Origin of the sequence: Brevibacillus sp. SAFN-007a (assembly GCF_051967035.1) — a bacterium.
Taxonomy (GTDB): domain Bacteria; phylum Bacillota; class Bacilli; order Brevibacillales; family Brevibacillaceae; genus Brevibacillus.
In genome coordinates, this window is the sequence record NZ_JBQCKK010000048.1 from 1 (window position 1) to 1,722 (window position 1,722).

Annotated in this window: 2 protein-coding genes; both read right to left on the bottom strand. The window is 40.0% G+C overall.

Annotation, left to right across the window (positions count from 1 at the left end; translation table 11 throughout):
- Positions 1-78: 78 nt before the first annotated feature.
- Positions 79-972 (bottom strand): IS3 family transposase, encoded by an 894-nt coding sequence (locus tag ACTHO6_RS21080; RefSeq protein ID WP_440243795.1) that lies wholly within the window; start codon positions 970-972, stop codon positions 79-81.
- Positions 969-1,652, bottom strand: a complete 684-nt coding sequence (locus ACTHO6_RS21085) for a transposase (protein WP_440243793.1) — start codon at positions 1,650-1,652, stop codon at positions 969-971. The genes ACTHO6_RS21080 and ACTHO6_RS21085 overlap by 4 nt, the downstream gene beginning before the upstream one ends.
- Between the last annotated feature and the right edge of the window lie 70 nt (positions 1,653-1,722).

The following is a 1,722-nucleotide window of genomic DNA, read 5'->3' on the forward strand; positions in this document are numbered from 1 at the left end:
TGAAGTGCCCCCTGTCAAGTAGACAGTGAAAAAAACAAAAAGCTTAGACACCAATCTGAACCTAGGTTGGTGTCTTCATTATGCCACAGAACTTTGTAGATATTGTCGATATTCTAGGGGTGTCATACGGTTTAGTCTTTTCTGGTACCGATGATTATTGTAGTAATTTATGTATTCCGTAATGGCTACTTCTAGCTCTTCGTATGTATTGAATTTCTGGAGATCGTACATCTCCGTTTTTAACATTCCCCAGAATGATTCCATTGGACCATTGTCGATACACCTAGCTACCCTCGACATGCTCTGAGTCATTCCTGTTTCATCTAGTTTCTTCTTGAACATTTTGTTCGTGTATTGAAATCCTCGATCACTATGAAAGATGGGTTTCGCATTAGGATATGCCCGATGGGCAATATCAAACGTTCTAAACACAAGCTCATTGTTGTTGGAGTGCCCGATCACAAAGGAAACAATACTTTTATCCGACAAGTCCAGAATCGCGCTCAAATAAGCCTTGCTTTGAAGGCCGTACTTCATTTCCGTTACGTCTGTAAGCCACTTTGTACCGAATACAAGGGATTTGAAATCCCTGTTCAAGACATTTTCTGCCGTGATTTCAGGCGTTGTCGGAACGTAATTCTTTTTCTTTTTGCGGCATACGGATTTCAATTTTAAAATACCCATGAGTCTGTATACACGTTTATGGTTGATAGAAAGATGGAACTCTCGATTCAGTTTCATGGTCATCTGGCGATAACCAAGAATACCGTTTTTTTCTTCGTAGGCACACTTAATCATAGGCAGCAACACTTTGTTGAATTTCTCATTTTCACTTTCTTTTCTATTTCGCCACTTATAATACGAGGAACGCGGAATTCCTACGATTTCACAAAGCTGGCTGATGGAATATGATTTACTGTCGTACAGCTCACGAATGGCAAGATAAATAGGTTCATTGCGGACTTGGTTTATTGTCGCCCCCTTTGAATTTCGTCTAGCTTTTTTAGAAAATCGATCTCCATTTGCTTTCTTTTATTCTCAGCTTGAAGCAGTGCATTTTGTGCTTGTAGCTTCTCCACCTCAGACATCTCGCTTTCAGATTTTCGTTTCCCACGTTTGTCCTGAAGCGCATCTACGCCAAATTTGATGTATTTGTTTGTCCATGAGTAAACCTGCTGATAGGACACCTGAAATTCCTTGGCTGTATGGATATAATTATGCTGATGTTCTAAGCAGAATTTCACAATTTCGATTCTTTCTTCGAAAGTAGTCGCTCGTCCTTTTGTCATGATTGGTGTTCCTCCTGTTCTGGAAGATTTCAACTTTTCATGACCATTATACTTTAGAATCCAGTTACGCAGTTGGCGGGTTGATTTAATACCATACCTCTTACATATCTCCATATGAGAAGCAACGCCAGCTAGATAATCCTCGACAGCAGACTTCTTCAGTTCAGCGGAATAGGGTATGTTCTTAGATGTACTGAACAGCCCATTGGGACCTAACGATTGATAGGTTTGAAGCCATTGTTTTATGGAGGAAAAGGCAACATCTAGTGTTCTTGCTAGATGTTTTAGAGAATCTTCTCCGCGAAGATATTTTTCGATAGCGGTAACCTTTTCTGCTCCAGCTATTTTTGCTTTATGGGACATAAAAAAATGCTCCTCCTTACAGGGAGACAGTTTTATTATTTCAACTGTCTACTTGAAGGGGAGCATATCA